Annotated in this window: 17 protein-coding genes and 1 riboswitch; of the genes, 12 read left to right on the top strand and 5 right to left on the bottom strand. The window is 55.0% G+C overall.

Features of this window, described 5'->3' with window-relative positions:
- Positions 1 to 54 precede the first annotated feature (54 nt).
- Complete coding sequence (locus RSX24_RS28630) at positions 55 to 861, top strand: TrmB family transcriptional regulator (RefSeq protein WP_343262506.1); 807 nt, start codon at positions 55 to 57, stop codon at positions 859 to 861.
- 267 nt (positions 862 to 1,128) lie between these two features.
- Here the strand turns inward: RSX24_RS28630 and RSX24_RS28625 are convergent, their stop codons facing one another.
- Positions 1,129 to 1,827, bottom strand: coding sequence for an NUDIX hydrolase (locus RSX24_RS28625; protein WP_343262480.1), 699 nt, complete (start codon positions 1,825 to 1,827; stop codon positions 1,129 to 1,131).
- Positions 1,828 to 1,907: 80 nt separating this feature from the next.
- Between RSX24_RS28625 and RSX24_RS28620 the strand changes: the two genes are divergently transcribed.
- Positions 1,908 to 2,210 (top strand): hypothetical protein, encoded by a 303-nt coding sequence (locus tag RSX24_RS28620; protein WP_339275882.1) that lies wholly within the window; start codon positions 1,908 to 1,910, stop codon positions 2,208 to 2,210.
- Positions 2,211 to 2,386: 176 nt separating this feature from the next.
- On the opposite strand, the gene mscL is transcribed toward RSX24_RS28620, so the two are convergent.
- Complete coding sequence (gene mscL / locus RSX24_RS28615; RefSeq protein ID WP_438286902.1) at positions 2,387 to 2,935, bottom strand: large conductance mechanosensitive channel protein MscL; 549 nt, start codon at positions 2,933 to 2,935, stop codon at positions 2,387 to 2,389.
- Between the two features lie 188 nt (positions 2,936 to 3,123).
- Positions 3,124 to 3,223, top strand: a riboswitch (purine riboswitch).
- A 248-nt stretch (positions 3,224 to 3,471) separates the two neighbouring features.
- Between mscL and RSX24_RS28610 the strand changes: the two genes are divergently transcribed.
- Positions 3,472 to 4,059, top strand: coding sequence for a xanthine phosphoribosyltransferase (locus tag RSX24_RS28610; protein WP_236417497.1), 588 nt, complete (start codon positions 3,472 to 3,474; stop codon positions 4,057 to 4,059).
- A 1-nt stretch (position 4,060) separates the two neighbouring features.
- Positions 4,061 to 5,422 carry a nucleobase:cation symporter-2 family protein gene (locus tag RSX24_RS28605; protein ID WP_236417496.1) on the top strand — a complete coding sequence of 454 codons (1,362 nt, stop codon included), beginning with the start codon at positions 4,061 to 4,063 and terminating at the stop codon, positions 5,420 to 5,422.
- Positions 5,423 to 5,835: 413 nt separating this feature from the next.
- On the opposite strand, the gene RSX24_RS28600 is transcribed toward RSX24_RS28605, so the two are convergent.
- From RSX24_RS28600 to RSX24_RS28590, 3 genes are all read right to left on the bottom strand, one after another.
- Entirely contained in the window at positions 5,836 to 6,174 is a 339-nt protein-coding gene (locus tag RSX24_RS28600; RefSeq protein WP_236417495.1) for a DUF4870 domain-containing protein, read from the bottom strand.
- A gap of 172 nt (positions 6,175 to 6,346) precedes the next feature.
- A complete protein-coding gene (locus RSX24_RS28595) occupies positions 6,347 to 8,203 on the bottom strand; it encodes an IucA/IucC family protein (protein WP_343262479.1) in 1,857 nt (618 codons plus the stop codon).
- Positions 8,204 to 8,225: 22 nt separating this feature from the next.
- Complete coding sequence (locus tag RSX24_RS28590) at positions 8,226 to 9,539, bottom strand: MFS transporter (RefSeq protein ID WP_343262478.1); 1,314 nt, start codon at positions 9,537 to 9,539, stop codon at positions 8,226 to 8,228.
- A gap of 235 nt (positions 9,540 to 9,774) precedes the next feature.
- Here RSX24_RS28590 and sbnA point away from each other — a divergent pair, with 235 nt between their 5' ends.
- The 8 genes from sbnA (at position 9,775) to RSX24_RS28550 (ending at position 20,304) form a co-directional block, all read left to right on the top strand.
- Positions 9,775 to 10,788, top strand: coding sequence for a 2,3-diaminopropionate biosynthesis protein SbnA (sbnA, locus tag RSX24_RS28585; protein ID WP_339275887.1), 1,014 nt, complete (start codon positions 9,775 to 9,777; stop codon positions 10,786 to 10,788).
- A 25-nt stretch (positions 10,789 to 10,813) separates the two neighbouring features.
- Positions 10,814 to 11,836: a 2,3-diaminopropionate biosynthesis protein SbnB gene (gene sbnB, locus RSX24_RS28580; RefSeq protein ID WP_343262477.1), complete on the top strand. Its 1,023-nt coding sequence runs from the start codon at positions 10,814 to 10,816 to the stop codon at positions 11,834 to 11,836.
- Entirely contained in the window at positions 11,827 to 13,113 is a 1,287-nt protein-coding gene (locus RSX24_RS28575) for a type III PLP-dependent enzyme (protein WP_438286901.1), read from the top strand. Before sbnB ends, RSX24_RS28575 begins: the two co-directional genes overlap by 10 nt.
- Before the next feature lie 41 nt (positions 13,114 to 13,154).
- Complete coding sequence (locus RSX24_RS28570; protein ID WP_343262476.1) at positions 13,155 to 14,999, top strand: IucA/IucC family protein; 1,845 nt, start codon at positions 13,155 to 13,157, stop codon at positions 14,997 to 14,999.
- Entirely contained in the window at positions 14,996 to 16,936 is a 1,941-nt protein-coding gene (locus RSX24_RS28565; RefSeq protein ID WP_343262475.1) for an IucA/IucC family protein, read from the top strand. Before RSX24_RS28570 ends, RSX24_RS28565 begins: the two co-directional genes overlap by 4 nt.
- A gap of 130 nt (positions 16,937 to 17,066) precedes the next feature.
- Positions 17,067 to 18,077 (top strand): ABC transporter substrate-binding protein, encoded by a 1,011-nt coding sequence (locus RSX24_RS28560; protein ID WP_343262474.1) that lies wholly within the window; start codon positions 17,067 to 17,069, stop codon positions 18,075 to 18,077.
- Positions 18,078 to 18,298: 221 nt separating this feature from the next.
- Positions 18,299 to 19,300 (top strand): FecCD family ABC transporter permease, encoded by a 1,002-nt coding sequence (locus RSX24_RS28555; protein WP_343262473.1) that lies wholly within the window; start codon positions 18,299 to 18,301, stop codon positions 19,298 to 19,300.
- Positions 19,297 to 20,304: a FecCD family ABC transporter permease gene (locus tag RSX24_RS28550; RefSeq protein WP_343262472.1), complete on the top strand. Its 1,008-nt coding sequence runs from the start codon at positions 19,297 to 19,299 to the stop codon at positions 20,302 to 20,304. Before RSX24_RS28555 ends, RSX24_RS28550 begins: the two co-directional genes overlap by 4 nt.
- The last annotated feature ends 27 nt before the right edge of the window (positions 20,305 to 20,331 follow it).

The following is a 20,331-nucleotide window of genomic DNA, read 5'->3' as shown; positions in this document are numbered from 1 at the left end:
TTCACAAAAGAGGAGAGGCAGCACAGGTTGTCGACAGCATGGGGGGACGGGATAATGGACCGACTGCTGCATCATATCCGTCATCTTGGCTTTACCGAGATGGAAGCAAAAATCATGGTGGAACTCGCCAAGCACGGTTCGGCTTCGGGTTATGAGGTTGCGAAACGCCTTGGCGTGTCCCGCTCGAACGTATATGCCGCGCTACAGCGAATGGAGCAGCGGGGCTTTTTGCTCCGCAGCGCCGGCGAGCCGGCCAAATACAGCGTGCTTGAACCCGAGGAACTGACGCGTATGATCACCGAGCAAATGCGTTCATCGCTCGATTACGTGCAGAGCAGCATGCCTAGACATGAACCGGAACAGCCTGCTTTTTATAATCTCGAAGGTGACCGGAACGTGCTGGATGCGCTAAGCCTTAAGCTGGCCGAGGCGAAACACGAGATCGTGGTGGATCTTTGGTGGGAGGAGGCCGAGCTGCTTCACGTCGAACTCCAGCGCGCCGAAGAGCGGGGCGTACGCGTATTATGGTCTTGCGATGGCGGAGAGGGAGGTATGGAACCGCCTGTCCCGTGGGCATTTGATTCACTGGGTGGCATGAGCAATGGCCGGAGATTCACGCTGGTCGTGGATCGCCGCTGGTGCATGCTTGGCATGCGCGGGGAAGCATGCATGACTCAAGCCGTAGTCACGGCTCATCCGGCCATGACCGGTCTGCTATTGAACCATTTTGCACAGGCATTGGTTCTGTTTGAACTGGAACAGGACATGGGCGGGGAACTCGAGGCGCGATACGGACCGCGTTATGCCGATTTGGCTGCACGTTACTGGGGGGCATTTCCCGAAGGAAATTCGGGAAGCTGATCCATGCGAGTTAGGGGATGCTCTCGCTCAGGTAGGGAGCACGGCGGAGCATCCGGACAGGTCTTGCGTTTTTCATATTGAGGCTGCAACGAGGCGCTGCGATCGGCAGCGCCTTGTTGTATTATCGCGTTATGAAACAGGGAGGCTGTCGCACGAAGAAAGTATAACGCCACCCGGTTTCAGGGAACATAAACATCGGAAGTGAAACATATGCTGATCAGGCAAAATGAATTCGTCGAGCCATAAAAGCTCCCTATTTCTTAAGTCTTAAGGACAACCGGGCACATGATGGAGTGCTTCAAGGATCTCGGTATAATACGTGGTTCCATGAGGCACGAAATCGGCTGCGCGCACCTGGCGAATCACCCGCTTGAAGGGGAAAGCACTGCCGGACGAACCTTCATCTGCGACGGAGAGGGGCCCGTGGTCGCCGGAATCCTCGTTTTCCGCCTGTATTCCGGTAGCTTTTACGCGGTCTGTCTGACCGCGGAACAAGGCAAGCAGCTCGTTTAAAGGAACTTCATACAGACTGTCCACTTCGCTGGCCTGGAGCGTATAGGCCTCGAGCGGTTGATCGACGCACAGGCCATAAACGGCGCTGATTTCGTTATCGATAAAAGGAACTCCGCGCACTTCGCCTTGCAATTGCTGTTTGACGGTAAGCAGGTAGGTCAGCGCTTCAAACGGAACCGCCACCCCCAGCTCCTCTTCCAGCTCCCGGCTGGCCTCGTGCAATTGCTCGCCGGCGGTGAGATGGCCTGCAGCCGTAATATCGTAACAGCCAGGGAACGTGTCTTTGGTATCCCGGCGGCGCTGGAACAACACCATGCGCTGCTCCCCTTCGTCGCGCACGAGCCAGCAGTGGAAGGAGCGATGCCAATATCCTTGGGCATGGACTTCGTGGCGAGGTGCCGTGCCGATCCAATTTTGACGTTCATCGTAAATATCGAAACGTTCTGGGGTCATAAAACGTATCTCCTTATATAACAAGTTTAAAAGTTCAAAATTTCACAAAGTTTGCTTAACGATGAAAGGGGAAGGATTCCATGGAATGCATTGTACACTTTCAAGTGATTTATCCGCAACCTCAGGAGCGCAAAAGCCTGCGCGGCCTCATTTTTGTAGGGCAAGGCCAGGAACCGGCAAACAGCCAGTTGGCGAACATGTTTAAGGATATGGGATTCAACGTACGTTTGGAGGATGAAGAGCAGCTGTTGTTTAAACCGACGGACCCTGGAGCGGATTTCGAATTTATTCGCGTGACGGAACTCGATACAGGGGAAGAAGTATACAAGGAAGACCGTGATCTGAAGGCAATTCTGGAGCATCTCCTGCCACGTCGTTTCTAGAAGCGGGCGGCGTGGTTTTCCGGGGCACCCGTTCTCCGGTATACATATTCAGCAATGTTGAGCAGTACTGACGCAGACAGTAAGCCATAGTAAAAGGCCAAGCCCATACCGACGCTGCATACGCAACGTAGAGGACTTGGCCGGTTTTGTTTCCGCAGGACCGCGGAGAACTTGTTTTAGGCCGGCGATCCGCTTCCTTCCACATCCAGATGGGACGTGCAGTGCGAGCAGCGCGTGGCCGCCATCGGGATTTCGGACAGGCAGTACTTGCATTCCTTGGTCGTTTTCGCGGGTTCGGGTTTCTTCTCTTCTTTACGTTTGAGCAAGTTAATGCCCTTCACCAGCATGAAAATGCAGAATGCCACGATGAGGAAATCGATAAGTACGTTGATGAATTGCCCGTAAGCGATGACCGTAGCTCCTAATTCATTCGCCTGGGCGAGCGTTGTAATGTCCTGACCGTTTGCCGTTTTGATTTTCGGATCCAGGTTAATGATTTTCTGGCTGAAGTCGATGCCTCCAAGCAGTTTGCCGACAGGCGGCATAATGATGTCGTTGACGATGGACGTCACGATTTTGCCGAATGCCGCACCGATGATCACACCGACCGCCAGATCGATGACGTTGCCGCGTACGGCAAATTCTTTGAATTCTTTAAGCAAGCCTTTCAATCTCAGTTCCTCTCCTTTGATCGGCAAAATGCTGCCAGTGCTTATTTTCCCCATCCATTTCGCCCCAAAGCGAACTTCCGTTTACATATTGTACAAAAAAATGTCGCTGCCATCATCCTATTTCTACAATTTTAACGGGATTTCCGCAAATTACATGAAAATACTTCTTTATTTCACGGCGCCAATTCGGTATACTTCTAACATTGTCAGTTATGTATACACGTTATGTTCCTTATGAACATTCAAAAGAATATGCCTTTACTCGTATATGTGCAGGAATAGGCCTGCATGTCTCTACCCGATCACCGGAATGATCGGACTACGGGAAGGAAACGCCGCATCATCGGGGTTGCTGAAACCCTTGGACTGCGAGGACGGAGCTGGGTTATCGGCTGCCGGCCTTTGAGTTCTGGATGATCCGTGCGTTTTGCCAACACGTTTTGACTTTGCGTGTTTGCAACAAGTCCGTCTTCCCGTCTCTGGTCCAATCCGCAGTGAGGAAGGCGGGCTTTTTGTTTTTCCCGTTCTCCCGGTGAAGGGTATGAGGCCGGCCGCACATCGCGAGGGCAATTACAGGGGGAAGCTTGCAAATGAAGTTGTTGAAGGACAAGGTGCGCCAGGAAGGCATTGTGCTGTCCAATCAGGTGCTGAAGGTCGACTCGTTTCTGAACCACCAGATGGACCCGGTGTTGATGAAAGAAGTCGGCAAGGAATTCACCCGCCGTTTTGAAGGGGAAAAGATTACACGGGTCCTGACGATCGAATCGTCCGGAATCGCGCCAGGCATCATGACTGCGCTGGAGTTGAACGTGCCGCTCATTTTTGCACGCAAACAGAAGTCGCTTACGCTGCGCGAGGATATTCTTGTAGAGAAGGTGTACTCCTTCACCAAGCAGGAAACCAATGAAATCACGGTAGCCAAAAAGTTCATGGAACCGGGCGACCGCGTGCTGATCATCGACGATTTTCTTGCCAACGGCGAAGCGGCATTTGGTCTGGCACGGATCGTGGAGCAGGTTGGGGCCGAAGTTGTGGGCATCGGCATCGTGATCGAGAAGGCGTTCCAGCCAGGCGGCCGTTTGCTGAAGGAAGCCGGATACCGCGTGGAGTCGCTGGTTCGCATCGGCGCCCTGTCGGACGGACAGGTCACGTTTGCGGATGAGGAGGGCACGAACTGATATGGCACGCGAACGTATCTTTCAAGGCCACCGTCATCCCATCCAAACGTTCTCGCTGGGGCTCCAGCATGTGCTGGCTATGTATGCAGGGGCCGTGGTGGTGCCGCTCATCGTCAGCAGTGCGCTCGGTTTTACGACAGAGCAGCTCACATACCTGATCGCGATCGACTTGCTCGCTTGCGGCGTGGCTACGCTGCTGCAGGTATGGGGAAACCGCTTCTTCGGCGTCGGGCTGCCCGTCATGCTCGGTTGTGCGTTTCAAGCCGTTTCGCCAATGATCCTGATCGGCATGAAGAGCGGAGTGTCAGCCATCTATGGCGCCATCATTGCCTCCGGATTGTTCGTGGTATTGTTCTCGGGATTGTTCGGCAAACTGATCCGGCTCTTCCCGCCTGTCGTCACGGGTTCAGTAGTAACCATTATCGGACTTACCCTGATTCCGGTCGCATTTAATGACCTGGGCGGCGGTCAGGGAGCCGAGGACTTCGGCAGCGGTACTCATCTGATCCTTGGTTTTGGCGTGCTGGTGTTCATCATCCTGATGACGCGTTTCACGACAGGATTCCTGCGTTCCATTTCCGTATTGGTCGGACTGCTTGCAGGCACGATCGCAGCCGGATTCATGGGCGCGGTCGATTTCGCTCCGGTTCGCGAAGCAAGCTGGTTCCATGTCGTGCAGCCGTTTTATTTCGGGAAGCCGACCTTTGAAATCGTTCCGATTCTGACTATGATTCTGGTTTCCATCGTCAGCGTGGCGGAATCCACGGGTGTGTTTATGGCGCTGGGCAAAATTTTGGACAGAGACCTTGACTCGAAGGATTTGGCGCGCGGTTATCGTGCCGAAGGATTGGCCATCGTGCTCGGCGGTATTTTCAATTCGTTCCCGTACACGACGTATTCGCAAAACGTAGGGCTTGTCCAGATGACCCGCGTCAAAACGCGTGATGTGATCGTTGTTGCCGGCGGATTGCTGGTCGTCATCGGATTCGTACCGAAAATCGCGGCGCTGGCGCAGCTGATTCCAGGTTCGGTTCTGGGCGGGGCGATGGTAGCCTTGTTCGGCATGGTTGTGTCTTCCGGCATCCGTATTTTGGGCACGCAAGTCGATCTGGGCCGTCATGAAAATCTGTTCATTATTGCCTGCTCCGTCGGGATGGGGCTTGGCGTAACGGTCGTTCCGCAATTGTTTGCGGGTGCGCCGGATTGGGCGCAAATCATGCTCGGCAACGGCATCATTGCCGGCAGCTTTACAGCTATTTTCATGAACCTGTTGTTTAATGGACTGGGTACAAAGGAATCTGCAGCTCGGATGGCCGAGAAACAGGCTGAAGGCATTCTTGGAGAAACGGGCAAATCGGCATAATCGTCGGGGAGCCTGATCGGGGAAGCCAAGCTGCATCTTGTTATATATGTTGAATGGTTAACCATGTAAATTCATGTGGTTAATCTCGCAAATGATATACAGCGTAAATAATGAATCTCATGAATGATTTACGCTGTGAATGATTCAGGTCATGAACCGCTTACGTCATGAACCACTACACCGAGAACATCGGCATCGGCTGCCATGTTTTCGGTGTTTTTGTTTTGGCTGGAAAACGTCGGGTCAGGTGATGATGAACGGTTGGAGGCGTGAAATGTTGATATCCGATTTATTATGTTTACTCACCACGTTAATTGTTGTATTGGATTGCGAAATAAGCATTGAACACCTGCAAACCCCGACCATGCCCTGCCAAGAACGATGCCCTCAACGGGGCTGCAATTCGGCTAAATTTAGAAATGACGCATCTGCTTTTCCGCAAAATCGCCGACCCAAGGCAGCTTGAGCCATTTTCCCTGCAAGCTGGTGACCACCATGATGAGCCAAACGACCAAGCCCAGCATGGACAACAGTGCAGCCAGGAGCGCACCGAACAGGGGGAGAAAGGCAGACAGGACGTGGCCCACCATAATGATGCCGAACACGGTAACCGATTGCAGCGCATGAAAGAGAACGAACCGGCTCCGTTTCTCCACCGCCAGAAAGATGATGCCGCCTACAAAGGTAAACAGGTAACAGAGCATGGCTGCGATATTTTCATCCAGACCGCTTGACGATTTTCTGGAAGGCATTCCGGCCCAGCCTCCTTTGTCCTTTTTCTATAGGTTATGAGCGAGAGGGACAGAACTGAACCGTGATCTGATTGTTCCGAATAATTCAAGTTGCTGCTTTAGGTCTTTTCCTAGGTCCTTCCTTAAAACGTGAAGAAGCCCGTCTCCCTTTGGATGCAGGCTTCTTAGTATGCTATTCCTTCACCCGCATCGGGTTCGGAATATCCACGTATAACGGCGTTTCGCCCCGCTGATGGAATCGGCTGAGCAGATTGGCTTTCGCCGGAAGCGTGGGTACAGTGAGCAGGTCGCAGACGATGTGTTCCAGCAACGATCCGGGCAGTGCCTGTTCGCGAAGACGCTCCAGCGTTCGGCTTGCAATCTGCCAGAAGGGCATCTCCGACTGTCCGGAGTAATAGGCCAAACGTTGTACGACATGGCTGAGATGATTGACGAAAAAATAATACTTCAAACGATGGCGCGCCTGCTCCTCCGAATACAGGACCGGGCTGTCCCTTTGGACGATCGTCCCGACCCAGCCCTGCTGCTCCGCAAGCTCCCGATTGACGCTGATGCCTTCCAGATCGCGCACGATGAAAGAGGACGGTTTGCCATCATGGAGGCGCAGCATCGAATTTTGCACATGCGCTTCCAGGCTGATTCCCGTTTCGGCGTAGAGCCGCAGCATCGGCGCGACGGTCAGCTCCGCGTATTCGCGGAACCAGGCCTGCCAATCCGGCTGAAAATTTGTATCGACTTCTCCGCCTGAACCTGCCTGTTTGCTTTCCCGCACGGCGCGGAACAGAAGCGGTTCGCGTTCGCCGGGCAGCACCTCCATCAGCGAAGCGATGACGTAAGGTATGCCTTGGGCACTGCCGACCTCGTCGGGTGCTTCACGCACGATCATGGAAAAGCCGGACATCAGCTGCTCCCGTCTCGTCGGGGCAGAAGCTTGCGGCGGTTCCAGTGTACGATAGCCTTTTTCCAGCAAAATTTGAAAACGCCGGGACTGCCAACGTTCCTTTATACTCGCCACAATGCTCGACGCATCCAGCGTCCGCAGCAGCTGTTCCTCATTATTCTCGCGAATGAAATTGGTGATCCGAATATGCAGGGAGAGCTTGTAAAAACACCGATCCTTCGGGTTCCACACCGTCCTGACCGATGAAGTGGGAACCACGGCAGGGCCCGTGCTGCCCAAATCGACCAGGTGTCCCTCTGCCAGTAACTTCTGCACCGATTCAAGCGAGCGCAAGTATCCTGCCTGCCAAGGGTGGCAAGGGAGCAATACGTAATGGCTGCGTTCCGGCGGAAGAAGACGATGCGCGGCTTCCCTCATTTCGGCAGGGATCCAGGAAGCTTCCGATGCGCCGTCCGCGGGATCAAGCCAGTCTTCGCCGATCCATTCAGGCGCTGCGGCAAAACAGCTGAGCGGAAATGTTACGCCATATTCCGGCGAATAAGCGAGCGAATCGGCAGAACTGAAGCCTTCAAGGCTTTTTGGCGTCGGATGGAACGGATGTCCGCACAACAAGGCCTGCTCGGCAGCGTTGAAGTCCAGACTGGCCGGAGGCCCGGACACGTAAGCATGCTCAAGATAGGATTCCATATGCTGCAGGCTGTTGGTAACCATCTGCTGCAACTCGATCTTTTGGGCCATGGCATCATGAGATGATCCTTGTTGAGACAGGGCAATGTCGTCCAGCAGAAGGGCAACGGCTTCCTCAAAAGATAGCGCTTTCCAATCGTCCGGATGTTGTCGTTCAATTTCGGAGGCATACAGGTTTTCCCCATAAACGTGATGCCCGGCCAGCGAGCGGTGAAGCAGCGAACCGTAAACGATCTGTCCGATGGATGGGAGCCTAATGGCCAGCGATATGTTCGGCAGGCGAGAATCTGTGAAGTAAGGATCATGCTGTCCCGTTTCGCGCAAATAGGCGTTTAGCATCCTGCTCAGCATTTCCCGGCGAGCCAGCAGGGAAGGAGAAGGCGAGTCCTCCTCCAACCAAGCATGGCCTTTTAACGGTTCGATGAGTTGCTCTTTGCTCATGGTCAAGTCGTCCTTTCGTGATTTATTGGAGCGGCACCTGCAAGGGAGCCTTTCTTTCGGGCGCAAGGCTGCGCGGAACGAGCAACAGGGCTGCTACCATGACGAATCCCATGACGAGGTATACCGCCGATACTCCCCAAGCAGCGCCGATCCAAACGCCAAGCGTAGGTCCCGTGAGCTGCCCGACCATCAGCATGCTGTTGGTTGCGCCGATCCGGACGCCGCGGTCCGAGTCGGTTGACGACCGCAGCACGTTCAGCATGACGGTCTGAAGCAGGGCGCTATAGAAAAAGCCCTGCAGGAAGCGAATGGCGATCAGCCATGCCACGCCAAGCGGAAGTGTATGCGCCAGTACGCAAATTCCGCACAACAGAGCTGCCCAACGGAGGTTGCGCTCGGGCGCATGCCGGTCGTTCCGCTTGCCCCACCAGGATGCGCCCACGAGTTCGCCGACGGAAGACATGGCCAGCAGAAGTCCGACGACAAGCGCCGCGGTGGACGACGGAATGAGCTCGCGGATGAATGGCGTAAACATCGTGAATGTTGCAAAATCGACCAGCTTGAACACGATTCCGGCAAGTACCAATCTTCTGGCTAACGGATGAAAAACAAGCGAACGGAACGCGTGAAGAATGCCGCCTTTGTCGGGCGGAGCTTTCGCAGCCGATTCTGTGACTGGAACGGATCGTTGAACTGGCGAAGCTGATCCGTCTGCACTTTTATCCGCAGAAAAAGGGATGGAAAGGCTCTTGCCCGGCTTAGCCGCACCTGCAAGCGAAGAGGCGGCCAGCAGGGCGAAGGCCATCGTCAATCCGGCCGTAATGAACAAGAGCGGGCGGCTTCCCCACGTATTGACGCAGATGCTGCCGAGCAGTGGACCGACGAGCAGTCCGGCTGCCGATGCCCGCTCCAGTCTGCCAAGCGCAAACCCTTGCTGCTTGGCGGGCGCATGCGATCCGACGAAGGCGCTGCTGGCATCGGATATGCCCCCGAAGGCCCCTTGGCAGAGCCGGAACAAAAAGAAATGGAACGGCGTCTGTGCGATGCCCATCAAGAACATGCTCAGTGCCAGGCCGACAAGGGCGCGAACGACCATCCATTTGCGGCTCCACCGATCCCCGATTTTCCCCCAGAAGGGAGTGAGCAGGGCGTACGAAAGGGCGGGCGCAGATACGGACAGACCGGTCCACATCAGCACTTCCTCGGGGGTTCCCGCGTTCATGTGCTCCATGTAGTACGGAATGAACGGGCTGATTCCCGTCAGTCCTGCGCTGGAAAGAAACCGTCCCCCGGAGAGGATGCGAATGCTCTGGTTCCAGGCTTTATGTGGCATCATTTTGCCGTTTCACCCACCCCGATTTTGGAAATTACAAGCAATTGCTGAACAGATTATCAAGAATGATTCTCAATGTCAATGCCGATTTTTGTGAAAAATTCTCAGTCGATTTTTCGGTTGACAGGAAAAAAAAGGGTATGCATAATAGGTCCTGCGTCCAAATGAGACTAATTATCATTATCAACAACCCTGCATCTGGACGACAAAAAACTGCCCGGAAAGCTGGTGTAAACCTTTGGAACACAGTGTCCTGCAAGTGAAAAATCAGTCGCTCAACGTTGCCGATTCCATCCTGGATTGCATAGGTCAGACTCCACTGGTTCGCTTGAGTTCGCTATTTGGAGCAAAGGGGCCATCCGTCTATGCCAAGCTGGAGATGATGAATCCCGGCGGCAGCATGAAGGACCGTCCCGCAAGGTACATTATCGAGCAAGGGTTAAGGGATGGAACGATCACGCCCCAAACGCATCTCATCGAGAGCACTTCGGGAAATTTGGGAATCGGGTTGGCCCTTGCGGCGAAAAGGTATGGCCTGAAGTTCACCTGCGTCGTAGATCCGAAGATCACGTCAACGAATTTGCGGATGATCACGTATCTTGGCGCCAACGTGGACATGGTGAGCGAAGCCGACGAACACGGCAGCTATCTGCAATCCCGCATCCGCAGAGTCAAAGAACTGGCCAGCCAAGATCCCGCGGGATACTGGATCAACCAATACGCCAATCCGTTGAACTGGAAAGCCCACTACCACGGTGCCGGACAGGAAATCGTGGAACAGTTGAACGGCCGCATCGACGTTTTGGTTTGCGCGGTCAGCACGACGGGCAGCATTCTCGGGATTTCCCGGAGGGTGAAGGAGGCGAATCCGCAGGCCAGAATCGTGGCCGTGGATGCTGTCGGTTCGGTGATTTTCGGTACGCCATCCAAGCCACGGGAACTGCCGGGCATCGGTGCCAACCGGGTGCCGGAGCTGTTCAGTCCTGCCGAAATCGATCAGGTCATTCATGTGGATGACCGCGAATCGGTGCTTGGCTGCCGCAAACTGCTGGAGCGGGAAGGGATTTTTGCCGGCGGGTCCTCGGGTTCTTTGGTTGCCGCACTGGAGAAATTGTTGCCGACCTTGTCGGCGAATGCAAATGTGGTCACCGTTCTGCCGGACCGCGGCGAACGTTATCTGGATACCGTGTATGACGAACAGTGGGTAGGCCAATTGCCGCCAGGTCCGACCGTTTACCATGCAACCAACTAAATCGAACAAGGGAGAGAATGACGATATGAGTACCGTTCAACAGGAACACAGCCTTTTGTATTTAAATAAACAGGATATTATAGATCTCCAAGGGCTGCAATCAGAACCATATGTCAAAGCAGTTACCCGAGCGTTGGAGCTGCATGCCCGCAAAGATACTGTCCAACCGCTCAAGCCATACCTTCGGGTGAACGAAGAGACCGGGCATATCGCCGACCGGATTATCGCAATGCCCGCCTATGTTGGCGGAGATATTGCGATCAGCGGTTTGAAGTGGATCGGCAGCAAACATGACAATCCGCAAAAACGCCAAAAGGAACGTGCAAGCGCTCTTATCATTCTGAACGACCCCGAAAGCAACTATCCGGTTGCCGTGATGGAGGGCAGCATTATTAGCGGCATGCGGACTGCGGCGGTAACGGTGATCGGTGCCAGGTATTTGGCAAAAGAGGGATTTCGCGTCGTCAGCGTGATCGGCTGCGGCGTCATTGCAAAAATGCAGGCGATGTCGCTGCTGGAGCAATTCAGCTCCATTCGTGAGCTGCACTTGTTTGATCTGAATGCCGATACGGCCCGGAGCCTTGCGGACGAGATAAGCTCCCGCTTCGGCGATGCGGATGTACAAGTAGCCGTATCCTCCGAGCAGGCCGTTCGCAAGGCGGAAGTGCTGGTGACGGCAACGGTGGCTTCTGCGCCTCACATTCCTTACGAGTGGCTGTCCAAAGGCACGTTTGTAAGCAATATTTCGATCATGGACCTGCACAAGGACGCGTTTGTTCAGGCAGACAAGGTGGTGGTGGATGATTGGGACCAGTCCAACCGCGAGAAAAAAATCATCAACCAGCTGGTGCTGGAAGGCAGGTTCTCCCGCGAGCAGCTGCACGCCGAGCTCGGCGAGATTCTGATCGGAGCCAAGCCTGGCCGGGAGCATGACGACGAGATTATCGTACTGAACCCGATGGGCATGGCCATCGAGGATATTTCAAGCGCTGCGGAGATGTATGCCCGTGCGGTTGAGCAGGGGAAAGGAACGCGGCTATGGCTGTAAGTCGGCAGGAACCGAACGTGAGCTTTGAACAGCAGCGCGGGCGTATCCATGCCCACGTTCGCGAAATGAAGCAGCGGGGTCAAGAACCGGTGTGCGCTTATATCCGGGACGTGAGCGCATTGGTTAGCCATGTACGTCAGCGCGTGCAATCGATGCCTCCGTCCAGCAGGCTGTTCTATGCCATCAAAGCAAACTCGGAAGAACATGTTCTAAGGGCGTTGGCTCCGGTGGTGCATGGCTTCGAGGTTGCATCACTCGGCGAGGTTGCGAAGGTTCGCGAGGTGTCGGCCGACATTCCGATCGTTTTTGGCGGCCCGGGCAAAACCGAAGCCGAACTGACCGGTGCCATCGATTACGGGGTACAGCTCATCCACGCGGAAAGCCTGCATGAGCTGAACAAGCTGAACGATCTCGCAGGAAAACGCGGCGTGACGGTATCCGTGCTGCTGCGCATCAACCTGAAAGGGCCGCTGCCCCAGGCCACGCTGGCGATGGGCGGCCGTCCCACCCAGTTCGGCATCGATGAGGACATACTGCCGATCGTGGCGGAGCTGGCCATGGGGATGGAGAATGTCAGGGTGGAAGGATTTCACTTCCACTCGCTCTCCAACAACCTTGCCGCAGACCAGCATGTGAAGCTGGTCGAATATTATTGCCGACTTGCCCGCGAATGGGCCGCGCAATATGGTTTTCCTTTGCGGTATTTGAACGCGGGAGGAGGAATCGGCGTGAACTATGCGGATCTGGAACGACAATTCGAGTGGGAGGCATTCGTAGGGGAACTTGCTCCAATGCTGGACAGGGAATTGCCTCATGGTACCACGCTGCTGTTTGAGTGCGGCCGCTATCTTACGGCATCCAGCGGTTATTATGCGACAGAAGTGCTGGACGTGAAAAAGAACCATGGGCGGACATATGCCATCGTGCGCGGCGGCACGCATCATTTTCGGCTGCCGGCGTCCTGGCAGCACAGTCACCCGTTCGAGGTGATCCGCGTGGAGGAATGGCCGCATGATTATGCGCGGCCTGCGGTGTCCGGGGAACCATTCACGGTTGTCGGGCAGCTGTGCACGCCGAAGGACGTGCTGGCAAGCGATGTCGTTCCCGGCGAGGTGCGCGTCGGGGACATTCTGCTGTTTCAATATGCCGGTGCTTACGGCTGGGCCATTTCGCATCATGATTTTCTCAGCCATCCCCATCCTGAGCATGTGTATTTGACTTCATCGCCGCAACAAGAGCATCCGCAGGAATCAGGGGAATCTGAGCAGAGCAGGTAGGCAGCGCATGACAAAAATTTGATCAGGGAGGTACCGCACGCATGAATGGTTTAGCAGCATCGCTCGCCAGGTCCGACGAATGGATTCGGGTACGACGGCGGGTCTTCAGGCAGCTTATCGAATCGCTGCTGTACGAGCAAGTGATTCGGGAATCTGTCGTTAAGGGGCAGGAAGAGGAAGAGTACGTGCTGGTAGGGAGGACAGAAAGAGGAGAACCGGTACAATACGCATTCAGGGCTGTTCGCAAAAAAAGCTTTGGCCGGATCCGCTTGTCCGAGCAGCCGATCCTGCGCATCACGCCTGAGGGGAGCGCGGAGGCGGAATCCTTGCCGCGCTTTCTGCTGGAGATGTCCGCCGGAATCGTCGGTACGACAGCAGAATTGCTCTCAAGGTTTGCGTCCGAGCTGGAGCAAACGCTGCTGAAGGACGCTCAAGCGGTTCGCTGGAGGTCAGGGCTGCCTGACCCGGATACCCCGGACTACGACGAATGGGAGTCAGCCCTGATTGAAGGGCATCCATACCATCCTTGTTATAAATCGAGAATCGGGTTCACGCTGGAGGACAATATGGCGTATGGCCCGGAATTCCGGCCCGAATTCCGAATCGTCTGGTTGGCGATCCGCCGGGAAGCGGTCGTGGTCACGCTCTCGGAAACGCTTGGCACCTACGACGAGTTCGTGCATGAGGAGCTGGGTGAGGGTGAGCTGAAGAGGTTCGGGGAAATCGTACGAGAGACGTTGCCCCACGTCGATGCGAATGACTATGCATACGTACCTGTTCACCCGTGGCAGTGGGAACGGATCATATCGGCAGCCTGTCTGGATCAGCTTCACGCTGGAGAGATCGTGTATCTTGGACAAGCCGGGGATATGTACCGTCCCCAGCAATCCATTCGCACGCTGACGAATGTTGCCGATTCGGGCAAGCCTTACGTGAAGCTGCCGATGAACATCGTGAACACGTCTTCGGGCCGCATTTTGGCGCAGCATACGATCATGAATGCGGCGCGCATCTCCGACTGGCTGGGCAGCATCGTGACGCGAGATGTCTTTCTGGGGCAAGAGCTGGGCCTGATCGTGCTGAAGGAAATCGCGGGCATTTCGTACTGCCACCAGAAGCTGCCGGAGCTGCTCGAACGAAACGTGTATGGCTCGCTGGGTGCCATTTGGCGGGAAAGCCTGCATCCACGGCTTGCTGTGCATGAGACGGCTCTGCCGTTCAATGCGCTGACCCAGCTTGATCGCGAGGGAAAACCGATCATTGCTCCATGGGTGGAGCGTTATGGACTGGAGAGCTGGTCCGCTCAGTTGCTGCGCGTATCAGCAGTGCCGCTGCTTCACTTGCTGTATGCACACGGCGCAGGGCTGGAATCTCATGCGCAGAACATGATCCTCATCTTGAAGCAAGGCTGGCCGACTCGCATTGCGCTTAAAGATTTTCACGACGGCGTCCGCTACTGTCCGTCCTTGCCGCACCCGCTGGGCTATCCAAGCATCGAATATCCGCCAGCCAATCATCACGGGGTGAACCGCAATTCATTCGTGGAGAAGGAAGAGCCCGCCGAAGTGAAAGATTTCCTGCTGGATGCGCTGCTGTTCATCAACCTGACGGAGATTTCGTTTTTCCTGGAGAAGCATTACGGGTTAGGCGAGGAGGCATGGTGGGAGACGCTGGCCGGGATCATTCGGCGTTATCAGGAAAGGTTCCCGGAACTGCGGGAACGGTTCGAACAATTCGACGTATTTTCGCCCGAGATCGAAATCGAGCAGTTAACCCGGCGGCGCATTCACGCAGGAACGGAAGATTGCGTGCAGCGGGCAGCAAACCCGCTGCATGCATACAGGCCCCTGCGGCAAAACGAACCGGTTGGAGGAGGGAACGCATGAGTACAGAAGCAGCATGGGAGGATTCGCAGGCGGGTATGGGGGATATTGGGCCAAACACGGAGACGGCAGAGATAGAAAGGCAGCTTTGGCAGCAAAGACTGTACTTTGAGGCACTATCCTCCCACCATTACCCGGCTGCCCGCAGGCGCATATTCAGGCAGCTGGTCGAATCTTTGCTGTACGAGAAGGTTATTCAGGCAACGTCGACCGAGCAGGCGGATGGGAACACACTATGGACGCTGGAAGGCCGAGGCCTGAATGGGGAGCAAGTGCATTATTTCTGCAAAGGCAAGAGGCATCTGACGTTTGGCCGCCTGCGGCTGACGGACGAACCGATTATGAGAGTGACGAAGCAAGGATCATGCCAAGAGCAGAAAGAAGCGGATTCCATCCCGCTTTTCCTGCTTGAAGTCGTCCGGGGAACCGGGGCTGATGAAGCAAAGCTGCTGCATTTTATCCGGGAGCTGGAGCAGACCTTGATCAACGATACGCTGGCTCGCCATGTCCGTTCTCTTCGGCAGGCTGATCCCGTGCCGGTACACGATGAAGAGTGGGAGCAGCGGGTCATCGAGGGCCATCCCTATCATCCCAGCTACAAATCACGCATCGGCTTTCGTGTGGAAGATCAGCTGAAGTATGGGCCGGAATTCGGGAATGCCATCAGGCCGTTATGGCTGGCTGTCCGCAAAGAGCGGGTGCGTGTCAGTCGTTCAGCACAAGCACGAGTGTTCGGATCTGCTAACAACGGGGAATGGATACGCGAACAGATTGGGGAAGAGACGTTATCCCGATTTGATCGGTTCCTCCGCGAAAATGGAGCCCATGCCGCCGATGCGTACACGCTGATCCCCGTACATCCCTGGCAATGGGAGTCGGTAATCACCTCCGTATTGGCAGAGGATTTGCGGAATGGATACATCGTCCCGCTGGGGATCAGCGATCACGCATACACGGCACAGCAATCCATTCGTACGCTGGCGAATCGCTCCCGTCCGGATCTGGCTTCGCTGAAGCTGTCGCTCAGCATCATCAACACGTCCACGGGCAGGGTGATCGCGCCGCACACGGTACAGAACGCTCCCCTCATCACGGACTGGCTTCAGGGAATTGCCAGCGAAGACCCTTATCTAAGGGATGAACTGCGCGTCATCATGCTTGGCGAGATAGTCGGGGCCGCATACGATAACAGTCATGTTCCCGACATGCTCCAACCGGATGGTTACGGCGTATTGTCTTGCATCTGGAGGGAGAGCGTGTATGCGCAACTCGGAACGGGTGAATCGGTCTTGCCGTTCAACGCGCTCGCCACGCTGGATGCCGAAGGCTGCCCGGTCATCGAGCCATGGATCGGACGCTATGGCGCAGAAGCATGGTTGAACGATCTGTTGAATGTGTCAGTCCTCCCCCTTATTCACTGGTTGTTCGCCCATGGCATCGCGTTGGAATCGCACGCCCAGAATATGCTGCTAATCCACGATGATGGCAAGCCCCTTCGGATTGCCCTGAAGGATTTTCACGACGGCATCCGTTTCAAGACAGATTTGCTGGCAGAGCCTGGCCGCTGCCCGGAACTGGTGGATGTACCGGAATACCACCGCAGAGTGAACCGCAATTCGTTCCTGGTTGCGGAAGAAGCGGAAGCAGTGCGCGATTTCGTGCATGATGCCTTTTTCTTTATCAACCTGGGCGAATTGGCTTTGTTCATGCAAGAGCATTACGGCATTCCAGAGCGGCATTTCTGGAACCGAATTCGCCGAATCATCGAGCAGTACCAGCACCGATTCCCGGAACATCAAGCGAGATACGAGGCGTTTTCTTTGTTCGAACCGGAGATCGGAGTTGAACAGCTGACGAAACGGAGGATGTATCCGGATGACGAATTGAGAATGCATCAAGTTCCCAACCCGCTCTCTGAACCAAGCAATGTACTCTCTTAAATGCAGCCATTCAAAAAAAGTATATGAGATCAACAGATTTTTGCATGGACAGAATCCGGAAAAATGGGCTATTGTCTTAATAATGATAATCATTATTAATTAGCACGCAGAGAGGAGAATTGGGGGTCATATGGCAATGCAGGTAAAGAGACAAAACAAAGGCAAGTTATCTTGGGGACAATGGGCCTTGTTAGCGATATTGATGTTGGTACTGGCAGGTTGCGGGAATGCCGGGTCGGGTGCTGCAACGAACTCGGCAGTCGAAACGGGAACAACCGACACCAAGCAGGAGGAACAAGCTGCAAACGCAGTCGACACACGCACGATCACGGATGCGTACGGTGAAGTAGATGTTCCGGCCGATGCCAGCCGCGTCGTCGTGTTGGACATCGGTGCACTGGATAATTTGCTGCAACTGGGCGTGAAACCTGTAGGAGCGCCATCGATCCTGGCACCGGGCGAGCCGTACCCGGCTTATTTGCAAGGAACGGACGGCATCGAAAACATCGGTTCCGTCAACGAGCCGAATCTGGAAGCCATCGATGCTTTGAAACCGGACCTGATCATCGGCAACAAAGATACGCATGACGCCATTCACGATCAGTTGAAACAAATTGCGCCAACCGTTTTCGTTGAAACGCTTGGAGTGACCTGGAAAGAAAACCTGAAGCTTCATGCGGAGGCGGTAAACAAACAGGACGAAGGCCAAAAACTGCTGGAAGGTTACGAGCAGCGCGCTGCTGAATTGAAATCCGCATTGGCCGGACAGGATGCCAAGGAAGTATCGCTGATCCGTCCGCGTGAGGACAAAATCCAGATTTACCTGAAAGAAACGTTTGCAGGAACGATCATGGAGGATGCCGGAATTGTTCGCCCGGCGGCCCAGCAGGAGGCAGGCTTTTCGAAGGACGTCACCGAAGAACAGATTGCCGATCTCGACGGGGACATCATTTTCTGGTTCAATCGGGAGCAGGATGCCTTCGCCAAGTTGGAAAAAAGCCCGCTGTGGGCCACGTTGAAAGGGGTCCAAAGCAAGGCTGTGCATCCGGTCGATTGGGAATACTGGCTCAGCGGGCTGGGGATCCAAGCCGTGAACAAAGTGCTGGACGATCTGAACCAATATGTGGCGAATCCATCATAAGGTTTGTCCGGTGCCGGTGTAATGAAGCCGCAGAATGACGTCTATAATGAAGGATTTTTATAGCATGCGCTCGAATTGGGTCGTCAACGTGACGATCCAATTTTTCTGCATCAACAGGCTGCTGTCATTGATTCCGTTTTATATAGAAGAAACTCGGATCTTTAATCATATCGTTACCTTAGAAATAGATCAGCTATGTGGGGCAAGAGGTGGATTTAACAATGAGGATGAATACAGGATTACGAGCGACGGGATTGGCCCTGCTGCTGGTTATGGTGTCTCTCGCATTTCTGGGCAGCATTATGTTTGGCATCGTGAAGGTCCCGCTGCGTTCCGTTATGGATGCGTTCTTTTCATTCGACGGTTCGCGCGAGCATTTGATCATCCGCAGCGTGCGTCTGCCGCGAGCGGTCATCGCGGTGCTGGTTGGGTCTTCGCTGGCCGTGGCCGGATGCATGATGCAGGCGGTGAGCCGCAATGCGCTTGCCGGTCCGGAGTTGTTCGGCATTAATTACGGTGCGGCACTGACCGCAGTGATCGCATCGTTCTGGCTGGGTACGACTTCGCTGCAAATGTTTGCGTGGTCATCGCTGCTAGGTGCAGCGGTGGCAGGTTTGCTGGTATTTCTGCTCAGTTCTGCAGGCAAAGGGGCCATGTCGCCGATCAGGCTGGTATTGGCCGGTTCAACGTTGAATCTGCTGTTTGCGTCGCTGACGCAAGGCATTCTGATCATGAACGAGCAATCCCTGGATACGATGCGCTTCTGGCTCGCCGGAGCATTGACCGGAAGAGATATGGGTTTGCTGGTTCAATTGATACCGTATATCGGCATCGGATGGGTTGGCGCGGCCATGCTTAGCAGGCAGCTGAATATTTTCGGACTTGGCGAAGAAGTAGCGCAAAGCCTTGGGCAACGAATGCTGCTGATTCGCGTGGGCTGTATTGCAGTGGTGGTACTGCTCGCAGGCAGTGCGGTCGCCATCGCCGGGCCCATCGGGTTCATCGGCCTCGCCGTGCCGCATATTGCACGGATGCTGGCCGGTGAGGACTATCGCTGGATTGTGCCGTTTTCGGCCCTGCTGGGGGCGCTTCTTTTGCTCGCGGCGGATATTGGCGCAAGATTCGTACTGCCGGGTCAGGAAATTCCGGTCGGCGTGGTAACGGCCTTTTTCGGGGCTCCATTTCTGATTTACCTTGCCCAAAGAAAGGAGAGACGTTCATGATCCCCGCGCATATTCGCAAACGTGCATCGTTAATCCTGATGGGCTTATTGTTTCTGAATGCAGGCGTGCTGGTGCTAAATGTCATGTTGGGCGAGCGCTCGATCCCGCCGATGGAAGTGCTGCGCAGCCTGATTGGAGCGGGTGACCCGGAGTATCATTTCACGATCTTCCAGCTCAGGCTGCCGCGTGTGCTAACCGGCTTTCTGGTCGGCTGCGGGCTAGCCCTCGCGGGCGTAGTGCTGCAAGTCATTACCCGCAATCCGCTGGCTTCGCCGGGTATAATCGGATTAAACGCTGGGGCGGCTGCGGCCGTGGTTGCCGTTATGGTACTGGTGCCTGCTTTCCCGATGCGGGCGATGCCATGGATTGCGTTCAGTGGAGCACTGCTTGCGGCTTCGGTCATTTATGGTCTGTCGTGGCGAAAAGGGGAGGCGGCTTTGATCTCGCGCATGCTGCTGATTGGCATCGGGATCTCCGCGATGGCTGGGGCACTGATTACCTATCTGTTAACGTTGGGCAAAATCTTTCGGGTATCCCAAGCTTCCGTATGGATGGCAGGCAGCCTGTACGGGCGAACATGGGATCATTTCTGGCCGCTGCTTCCTTGGGTACTGATCCTGTTTCTACTATTATTATGGAAGGCAGGCGTGCTGGATTCGTTCTTGCTGGACGTGCAATCTACGGCCGGTCTTGGCGTTCGGGTGGAACCGATGAAAATGCTGTTCATTCTGATCAGCGTTGGTTTGGCGGGAGCTGCGGTTTCGATGGCGGGCACCATCGGGTTCGTGGGATTGATGGCGCCCCATATGGCGAGAAGCATCATCGGCAGCCGAAGCCTGGTGCGATTGCCCGTTGCCGCACTGATTGGTGGGCTTATCGTCATGCTGGCCGACCTGACCGGGCGGCAATGGTTCGCTCCTTACGAAATTCCGGCGGGGCTAATTACCGCACTTGTCGGCGCGCCGTATATGATTTATTTGCTGCTGGGCCGCAGGGCTATATAATGAAGGAAAAGAATGCAGTCTGACGAA

Origin of the sequence: Paenibacillus hubeiensis (genome assembly GCF_032334105.1) — a bacterium.
Classification (GTDB): domain Bacteria; phylum Bacillota; class Bacilli; order Paenibacillales; family Paenibacillaceae; genus Paenibacillus; species Paenibacillus hubeiensis.
The sequence above is the reverse complement of the archived record's forward strand: the minus strand, read 5'-3'. Positions and strand labels throughout refer to the sequence as shown.

What these genes read in the sequence shown, in the direction of transcription:
- RSX24_RS28620 (WP_339275882.1), top strand. Translation starts at nt 1,908, where the DNA reads ATGGAATGCATTGTACACTTTCAAGTGATTTATCCGCAACCTCAGGAG.
- RSX24_RS28625 (WP_343262480.1), bottom strand. Translation starts at nt 1,827, where the DNA reads ATGACCCCAGAACGTTTCGATATTTACGATGAACGTCAAAATTGGATC.
- RSX24_RS28600 (WP_236417495.1), bottom strand. Translation starts at nt 6,174, where the DNA reads ATGCCTTCCAGAAAATCGTCAAGCGGTCTGGATGAAAATATCGCAGCC.
- RSX24_RS28610 (WP_236417497.1), top strand. Translation starts at nt 3,472, where the DNA reads ATGAAGTTGTTGAAGGACAAGGTGCGCCAGGAAGGCATTGTGCTGTCC.
- RSX24_RS28590 (WP_343262478.1), bottom strand. Translation starts at nt 9,539, where the DNA reads ATGATGCCACATAAAGCCTGGAACCAGAGCATTCGCATCCTCTCCGGG.
- RSX24_RS28630 (WP_343262506.1), top strand. Translation starts at nt 55, where the DNA reads ATGGACCGACTGCTGCATCATATCCGTCATCTTGGCTTTACCGAGATG.
- RSX24_RS28595 (WP_343262479.1), bottom strand. Translation starts at nt 8,203, where the DNA reads ATGAGCAAAGAGCAACTCATCGAACCGTTAAAAGGCCATGCTTGGTTG.
- RSX24_RS28560 (WP_343262474.1), top strand. Translation starts at nt 17,067, where the DNA reads ATGGCAATGCAGGTAAAGAGACAAAACAAAGGCAAGTTATCTTGGGGA.
- RSX24_RS28575 (WP_438286901.1), top strand. Translation starts at nt 11,827, where the DNA reads ATGGCTGTAAGTCGGCAGGAACCGAACGTGAGCTTTGAACAGCAGCGC.
- sbnB (WP_343262477.1), top strand. Translation starts at nt 10,814, where the DNA reads ATGAGTACCGTTCAACAGGAACACAGCCTTTTGTATTTAAATAAACAG.
- RSX24_RS28570 (WP_343262476.1), top strand. Translation starts at nt 13,155, where the DNA reads ATGAATGGTTTAGCAGCATCGCTCGCCAGGTCCGACGAATGGATTCGG.
- RSX24_RS28550 (WP_343262472.1), top strand. Translation starts at nt 19,297, where the DNA reads ATGATCCCCGCGCATATTCGCAAACGTGCATCGTTAATCCTGATGGGC.
- RSX24_RS28565 (WP_343262475.1), top strand. Translation starts at nt 14,996, where the DNA reads ATGAGTACAGAAGCAGCATGGGAGGATTCGCAGGCGGGTATGGGGGAT.
- RSX24_RS28605 (WP_236417496.1), top strand. Translation starts at nt 4,061, where the DNA reads ATGGCACGCGAACGTATCTTTCAAGGCCACCGTCATCCCATCCAAACG.
- RSX24_RS28555 (WP_343262473.1), top strand. Translation starts at nt 18,299, where the DNA reads ATGAGGATGAATACAGGATTACGAGCGACGGGATTGGCCCTGCTGCTG.
- mscL (WP_438286902.1), bottom strand. Translation starts at nt 2,935, where the DNA reads ATGGGGAAAATAAGCACTGGCAGCATTTTGCCGATCAAAGGAGAGGAA.